5 protein-coding genes, 5 tRNA genes and 1 riboswitch are annotated in these 6,702 nt (G+C 37.7%); of the genes, 3 read left to right on the forward strand and 7 right to left on the reverse strand.

Going from position 1 to position 6,702, the window contains the following annotated elements:
- A partial coding sequence (locus BM057_RS12055) for a glucosaminidase domain-containing protein (protein ID WP_143074515.1) occupies positions 1–2,088 on the reverse strand: 2,088 nt, incomplete at its 3' end.
- Between the two features lie 267 nt (positions 2,089–2,355).
- Here BM057_RS12055 and BM057_RS10755 point away from each other — a divergent pair.
- Together BM057_RS10755 and mnmM are read left to right on the forward strand one after the other, a co-directional pair.
- Positions 2,356–3,039, forward strand: a complete 684-nt coding sequence (locus BM057_RS10755; protein WP_092093705.1) for a phosphatase PAP2 family protein — start codon at positions 2,356–2,358, stop codon at positions 3,037–3,039.
- Positions 3,033–3,596, forward strand: a complete 564-nt coding sequence (gene mnmM, locus BM057_RS10760; protein WP_047391883.1) for a tRNA 5-(aminomethyl)-2-thiouridylate-methyltransferase MnmM — start codon at positions 3,033–3,035, stop codon at positions 3,594–3,596. The genes BM057_RS10755 and mnmM overlap by 7 nt, the downstream gene beginning before the upstream one ends.
- Before the next feature lie 103 nt (positions 3,597–3,699).
- Here the strand turns inward: mnmM and metK are convergent, their stop codons facing one another.
- Entirely contained in the window at positions 3,700–4,896 is a 1,197-nt protein-coding gene (metK, locus tag BM057_RS10765; protein ID WP_047391885.1) for a methionine adenosyltransferase, read from the reverse strand.
- A riboswitch (SMK box riboswitch) is annotated at positions 4,894–4,982 on the reverse strand. Its footprint overlaps the gene before it by 3 nt.
- Positions 4,983–5,137: 155 nt before the next feature.
- On the opposite strand from metK, the gene BM057_RS10770 reads away from it, so the two are divergent.
- Positions 5,138–5,956 (forward strand): hypothetical protein, encoded by an 819-nt coding sequence (locus BM057_RS10770; RefSeq protein ID WP_092093708.1) that lies wholly within the window; start codon positions 5,138–5,140, stop codon positions 5,954–5,956.
- Positions 5,957–6,247: 291 nt separating this feature from the next.
- Here the strand turns inward: BM057_RS10770 and BM057_RS10775 are convergent.
- The 5 genes from BM057_RS10775 to BM057_RS10795 all read right to left on the reverse strand — a co-directional run bounded on the left by BM057_RS10775 (position 6,248) and on the right by BM057_RS10795 (position 6,684).
- Positions 6,248–6,319, reverse strand: a tRNA-Glu gene (locus tag BM057_RS10775).
- Positions 6,320–6,342: 23 nt separating this feature from the next.
- A tRNA-Ile gene (locus BM057_RS10780) sits at positions 6,343–6,416 on the reverse strand.
- 19 nt (positions 6,417–6,435) lie between these two features.
- Positions 6,436–6,506 (reverse strand) — tRNA-Gly (locus BM057_RS10785).
- A gap of 9 nt (positions 6,507–6,515) precedes the next feature.
- Positions 6,516–6,588: transfer RNA gene (locus BM057_RS10790), tRNA-Phe, on the reverse strand.
- A gap of 23 nt (positions 6,589–6,611) precedes the next feature.
- A tRNA-Asp gene (locus BM057_RS10795) sits at positions 6,612–6,684 on the reverse strand.
- Positions 6,685–6,702 lie beyond the last annotated feature (18 nt).

Here is a 6,702-nt window from a genome sequence, read left to right on the forward strand (position 1 = left end):
TGCTTTTGCGATCTTCGTCAAATTGTCGCCGCTCTTAATAACATATAAAGTAGCATCTGCAACATTTGATTCATTTAAAGAAGGAGTATCTTCAGGCTTGTCGGTTTCTACTTGGTTATTGTCTTGGTGATGATTTTGTTCATTATCTCCAGTAGATGTGTTACCAGAATTTAGAGTATCAAAACGTGTTAAATCATACTTTTCAATCAAGTCATTCAATTTTTTAGCATAACTGGGATCCGTTGCATAGCGTCCTTCCAACCATGCAGTAGCATCTTTATAGCTTGACGTATTCACTACCCACGTTCCTGAATAGAAATCGTGTTTCCAAGATGTTCCATTTCTCAGCAAGTAAGCATTATCTTCAAATGATTCTGCATAAGAAGGATACTTCTTGAAATTTTGATAGATAGTGATCCAACCGTTCTTTGATGAATATTCTTTGGTTTTCATAGACACGGAACTACCTTTATAAGAACCTTTGATACCAAATAGATTATAATTTGGGGCTGACGAAAGGGAACTTGATCCGAAACCACTTTCTAAACTAGCTTGTGCAATCATAACAGAAGCATATAAACCATTTTTCGCAGCAACTTGGCTCGCGAAGCTTCCGATTGTATTAATAAAATCTTGTCTACTGTTCACTTTATCGACAGACGAATTAGGCAAACTATTATTGTTAGAAGAACTTTGTGCTTTTTGATTAACGGTTAGTTTTTGACCAACCTTGATGTTATTTTTATTGGCAATATTATTCCATTCAGCTAATTGATCTGCGCTCACACCATATTTTTTACCGATCTTATTTAATGTATCTCCGCTCTTGACGACATAAATAATCGGGTCAGCAGTCGAGGACGCAGTTTTTACCGCCGTTGTTGCTGACATCGTCATGAGTGTATTCTTTTGTACTTTTGGCGTTTCTTTTTTAGCAGCTGTTTTATTTTCTTCTTTAGTTTCTTTTGTTGTTGAAGTAGCTTCCTCTTTTTTGTCCGTTTTCTCTTCTTTCCCCGGTGCTGTCTCTTCTTCTACAACAGGTGCTTCAACGTTTTCCTCTGCGGCTTCGATCTCAATTTCTTCAGCTTCTGCTGTCTCTTCTTCTGCCACAGGAGTTTCAACAACTTCCTCTACTGCTTCGACTTCAGTTTCTTCAGCTTCTACTGTCTCTTCTTCTACAACAGGTGCTTCAACGTCTTCCTCTGCGGCTTCGATTTCAATTTCTTCAGCTTCTGCTGTCTCTTCTTCTGCCACAGGAGTTTCAACAACTTCCTCTACTGCTTCGACTTCAGTTTCTTCAGCTTCTACTGTCTCTTCTTCTACAACAGGTGCTTCAACGTCTTCCTCTGCGGCTTCGATTTCAATTTCTTCAGCTTCTGCTGTCTCTTCTTCTGCCACAGGAGTTTCAACAGCTTCCTCTGCGGCTTTGGTTTCAGTTTCTTCAGCTTCTACTGTCTCTTCTTCTGCTACAGGAGTTTCTTCAGCTTCTACTGCTTCTTCTGTAACAGGAGTCTCAATAGCCTCCTCTATTGCTTCAGTTTCAGTTTCTTCTGGCTCTGTGTCTTGAGTGAGATGTGACTCATCCACTACTTCTGCTACAGCAGCCATTGTCAATTGATCCTTTTCATCTAAAGCAACGTCCATCAAGGTTCTGACTTCGGTTATATTCAGTGTATCAAAATGTATGGCATTAAAAATATCAGCTGAAACAAGTTTGCTAAACTCCTTGATCAACTGTTCTTTTTCAATTGCTAAATCTTCAGAAGAAAGATCTTCTGCTTCTTCCGAAGTAGTTTCATCTGAAACAGCTTCTTCTGAACCAGTGTTCTCCGCCTCAACTGCTATTTTCGTGCCCTCTTGTTCTTCATTTAGATTATTCTCATCCACAAGCACTTTTTCATTACTTGTTGTTTTTTCATTTGTTTCTTCTGCATGAACTGCAGTTGAATATGTAGGAAATGCTATTAATCCCGCTAATAACGTTGTGCTAAATAAAGCGGCATTTCTCTTAGTATATAAATTTGTTCTATTTAATTTTTGTATGTATTTTTTCTTTCCTTCTGCAAACATTTTTTCTTTTTTTTCCAAACTGAGCCCTCCTTGTTAGACACTCTCACTTAGTTATCAGCAACTATTCCAATTTCCGTATAAGATATACAGGATTATTATATCCTCAAAGAAATTTTTTTAAAACCGAATTTTAAAGAATATAAAATATTTAATATACGTCATAGTACCGTAATAAAACACATTTGTTATTGACTTGTTTTTTTGCATTACGTTTAATCAAATGGAGAACTTTTTTCTATTATGATAAACTTAGGTCTTAAAGAAAATGAATAAAGGGGTTTTAATATGCAAGAAACAAGTCGTCAGAAAACATCCTATTACTTTTTATGGAGTTTTTTTCTCCTCACACCGTTTATATTGATTTTATTAGCAACCGCTGTTAAACCAGAATGGATCCATTTATTTGATCAACTCATTTCCTCGCCCATTCTTAGTACCAGACAACCATCCTATACTCCTATTTTTATTGCATTGACTGAATTAGGAGACATTCCTTTTATCGTCATTTTTGTATTATTGTTTAGCGTTTATTTATACTATAGGAAGAAAAGTAAAATATTGTCGTTTGGATTTTTTATTCAGTTCATTTTAGGTGCGGGTTTATTGAACCAAATATTGAAATATATTTTTCGTCGTCCTCGTCCTGAAATCCAACACTTAGTTGAACAAGGCGGCTACTCATTCCCAAGTGGTCACTCAATGGCTGCCATGGTTTGCTATGCTGGAATGGCGTTCATTTTGATTTATCAAAGTCACAGACAAATAACTAAATTCTTTATCGTTCTTTTTGCTTCTGTTTTGATTCTATTCGTAGGGATCAGTCGCATTTACTTAGGCGTCCACTTTCCAACGGATGTGATCGGAGGATATTCAGTGGGTGGCGCTTGGCTCGCACTTATTGCTGGTCTTTATTGTCACTTTGAAAAAATGAAACTAATTAAAGAAGGAAAGGAAGGAGAACATTGCTAGAAAGCGCCCTGACATTTAGTCATACCTTATTAAAACAATCGATCGTTTTAGGGGACACAGTCATTGATGCAACCGTTGGAAATGGGGGTGATACGGTTCTTCTGGCCAAATTAGTAGGCAAGCAAGGAAAAGTCTATGGATTTGATGTTCAAGAACAAGCACTTAACACTACTAAAGAAAAATTGCTTTTTACCGGCTTATCTGAGCAAGTTCATTTATTTCAGCAAGGACACGAGACAGTAGGCAAGGTTTTAGGAGAAAACGAACAAATCAGCGGTGCCATTTTTAACCTCGGTTACTTACCTAAAAGCGATAAAACCGTTATTACAAAAGGTGAAACAACATTAGCTGCACTTGAGGCCTTGCTTCCTCATCTGCGAAAAGGTGCACTGATCTTACTTGTGGTCTATTATGGGCATGAAGGCGGAGAAGAAGAGAAAGAAGCTGTTCTAACGTTTGCAGCACAGTTACCTCAAACAAACTACCATGTTCTGCAATATAACTTTATCAATCAAAAAAATCAACCGCCTTTCCTTTTAGCGATTGAAAAAAAATAGTTTATTGAAGTGCCGAGATAAGTGTCTCGGTTTTTTTTTATTATTTTCGCCATACAAAAATACTCTTTACAAACCACTTTTTCCGTTTGTAAAGAGTATTTTTTTATTCATGATGTTGAGTAAATTCTTTTAAAGCATTCGTTTTATCCGTTTTTTCCCATGGCAGATCGATATCTGTACGACCAAAGTGTCCATAAGCTGCTGTTTGTTTGTAAATCGGTCTTTGCAAATCAAGCATCTTAATGATGCCAGCCGGTCTCAAATCAAAATTTTCACGAACGGCTTCAATCAATAGCGACTCGCTGACTTTTCCAGTTTCAAAAGTATCAATTGCAATGGATACTGGTTGAGCAACCCCAATAGCATAAGCTAGTTGAACTTCACATTTATCAGCTAGGCCTGCCGCAACGATATTTTTCGCAATATAACGAGCTGCATAACTAGCAGAACGGTCAACTTTTGTAGGGTCTTTTCCAGAGAACGCACCACCGCCATGACGTGCATAACCGCCATAAGTATCAACAATGATTTTGCGTCCAGTTAAGCCGCAATCGCCTTGAGGACCGCCAATAACAAAACGTCCTGTTGGATTGATAAAATATTTTGTTTGTTCATCTAATAAAGCTTCAGGAATTTCATGCTTTATAACCTGTTCGATCATATCTTTCTTTAATTGCTCATAAGTCAGCTCAGGACTGTGCTGCGTACTAATCACTACTGTATCTACGCGCAACGGCTTATCCTTTTCATCATACTCGACAGTGACTTGAGCTTTGGCATCTGGCCTCAAATAATTTAGGACTTTTTCTTTTCGCAATGCAGCAATGCGTTTGGTTAAACGATGACTAAGAGAGATGGGCAGCGGCATCAGCTCTGGCGTTTCGTTTATGGCGAAACCAAACATCAAACCTTGGTCACCAGCACCGATTTGGTTTAGCTGATCATCATTCGTTTCCTTAAACTCAACTGCATCATCGACACCCATAGCAATGTCGCCAGATTGTTCATCAATGGCTACGATCACACCACATGTATCGGCATCAAAACCAAATTTAGCTCGAGTATACCCAATTTCCCGTATCGTATCACGTACAATTCTTTGAATATCGACATAAGCTGAGGTTGAGATCTCGCCTGCTACCAAAACAAGTCCAGTCGTAACTGTTGTTTCACAAGCTACACGAGCATCAGGGTCTTTTTCCAATATCGCATCTAAGATAGCATCACTTATTTGGTCAGCGAGCTTATCTGGATGTCCTTCAGAAACAGATTCTGAAGTAAATAATTTTTTTTCTTTCATTCTATACTATTCCCCCTTAATTTTTACGGTTACAAGGCTTCTCCACTTTGAAAGTGAATCCTATCGGGAATCCATTTGCAAACCTAGACCATTTTATCACATTTACCCTTAAAAGGATACGCTTGTTTAGTTGTTCAACACGAAATAACGTTTTCTTCTTCATTTTAGCAGATCTTAAAGATGTATCTTAAGCTCATTTTTGGTATCATAAAGAAGGATCTCATAGAAAGAAGGTTGAGTAGTGTTTAAAAATAGTATATCTTCCCTTGAGCGGATTCTTTATAACCCCTTGTTTATTGTATTGATGACGCCACTAACGTACATGCTTGTTGGAACAGTTTATGCCCTGCGTTTCACTCATTTTCATTTCTTGCCTTTTGTTTCTCTTTATATTTTTTTATTGATCCACCAGTTTTTAAAAAAGCGGGTAACTGAAGTTGATGTGCTTTCTAAAGATTTTCTCACGTCGACTTGGATACTTTTAGGACTAGTCAGTTTATTTCTTCTGATTTACTTCATTTTTTATGTCAGCAAGTTAGTCGGTATCTTGCTGATTCTTTACAGCATACTGATTCACTTTCACTTTTACCTTAAACAAATGGAGTTGCCTTTTCTCTCAAATGTGCTATTAAGCTTTTTTAAAGGACTCATTCTGACCTTTGCCAGCTTTTTTATTCAAATTCCATTTATTCCGACTGGTCTGTTTAAATGGAGTATACCGTTGATCTTGATAAACTTTTTAGTTGAATCTTGTGAGTATGATCCACTGTCTATAAAAAACTATCCTTTAAGTGATAAAATTTCTTTCTCGACACGTCTGCTTCTTATGCTGACGATTGGATTAAGTTACTTTATCGTTCTATTTGGCTTATTCTCTACATTTCAATTCTATTTGCTATTTTTTGTTCTAACTATTCCAGCGCTTATAAAAGTTGTCCAAGCTTATTACTTACATGACCATGATCAAAACACAAACTTGAAAAAGCGCCAAGTACATGGCTTTGCTATTGTGTATTACCTAGTCTTTTCTCTAACTGCTTTTTCTTCCCTGTTTTTCTGAAACTAATACCTTTCTTATCAATAGGAAAACACGCAACTCTCAAAAACAAAAAATAGAAGAACCGAACATTTAGAAAGAATAATTTTCTGCTTTTTTTAAAAAGGTTCTTCCTCTTCTAATGATGGTAAAGAAATTTCCTCTGGTCGATGGGCTTCTGAAATTTCTAGAAGTAGAACCTTAACGAGTTTAGCATTAAAAAAATGATTTTTTACTGACCAACATTAACTATTGTAAACCAGAAAAAAAAGGAACAATATTGCCATTTCAGCAATGTTGTTCCTTTTTTGATGATGACCCGTACGGGATTCGAACCCGTGTTACCGCCGTGAAAGGGCAGTGTCTTAACCGCTTGACCAACGGGCCAATATAAAATCAAACTATATCAATGGGCCTAAATGGACTCGAACCATCGACCTCACGCTTATCAGGCGTGCGCTCTAACCAGCTGAGCTATAGGCCCAGAAAGACATAAAAAAAAGAGCGGGTGAGGAGAATCGAACTCCCGACAACAGCTTGGAAGGCTGTGGTTTTACCACTAAACTACACCCGCATGAGAAAGTGGCGCGGGACAGAATCGAACTGCCGACACATGGAGCTTCAATCCATTGCTCTACCGACTGAGCTACCGAGCCATTTCAGTATAAAATTGATAAAACGGTCTCGACGGGAATCGAACCCGCGATCTTCTGCGTGACAGGCAGACATGTTAACCCCTACACCACGAGACCTTTAACTTTGTTTCAGCT

Origin of the sequence: Pisciglobus halotolerans, from assembly GCF_900113675.1 — a bacterium.
GTDB classification, from domain to species: domain Bacteria; phylum Bacillota; class Bacilli; order Lactobacillales; family Carnobacteriaceae; genus Pisciglobus; species Pisciglobus halotolerans.

What these genes read in the sequence shown, in the direction of transcription:
- metK (WP_047391885.1), bottom strand. Translation starts at nt 4,896, where the DNA reads ATGAAAGAAAAAAAATTATTTACTTCAGAATCTGTTTCTGAAGGACAT.
- BM057_RS10755 (WP_092093705.1), top strand. Translation starts at nt 2,356, where the DNA reads ATGCAAGAAACAAGTCGTCAGAAAACATCCTATTACTTTTTATGGAGT.